A 714-nucleotide genomic window follows, 5' to 3' on the forward strand; every position below is an offset into this window, starting at 1 on the left:
GCATCATCATTGATATGTCTTAGCATCACGGATTGATTTAGCAGTGTGACGCCATGCTCTTTAAGTCGTAAAAATGCACGTTCAGTATCATTAGCCAATTCGTTGGGGTGGTTGCAGTGCGCAACCAAAATGACCTTGCACCGCAAGTTTGAAATGACCTTAAGAAGCCTACTCGTTATTCTTTGGGGCAAGCTTGGAAGCATTCGCGTGTGAATGCGGATGCGCTTGACTGAGGTGATTCTATCGATCTTGTCGAAGAGCTCTTCAAGGCTCGAGTCTGACAAGCTTAAGGGGTCTCCGCCGCTTAAGATGACCTCACTGATTTCTGATCTTGTTGCCACGTAGTCTAGTGCTTGTTGCCATTGCTGGCGAGATTGCTGATGTTCGCTGTAAGGAAAGTTTCTCCTGAAGCAATAGCGGCAATGGATCGCACAGGACTGAGTGAGAATTAATAGTACGCGGGAGGAATATTTGTGAATTAAACCCGGAAGAGGTGAAAAATTCTGCTCCAGGAGAGGTTCGCTAGCATAGCCTTCAATGTCTAGAGATTCCTGGGCTTGCGGTAGCACCTGCAATAACAGCGGGTCATTGGGGTTCCCTTTTTCAATTTTGTTCAAAAATGGCTCGGGAACTCGTAGTGGAAAAGATGGGGCATTTTGATCGAGTAGCGGGTGCTCATCCAGCTCAAGCCTGATGAGCAAGTCTTGCGCAGAA

General features: G+C 47.2%; 1 protein-coding gene. It reads right to left on the reverse strand.

The genetic code is table 11. The features are described from left to right. Positions 1-701, reverse strand: a 701-nt coding sequence (locus tag A3750_RS04165; protein WP_231871706.1) for a KamA family radical SAM protein, incomplete at its 3' end; no start/stop codon positions are given. Positions 702-714 lie beyond the last annotated feature (13 nt).

Source organism: Oleiphilus sp. HI0079 (assembly GCF_001635105.1).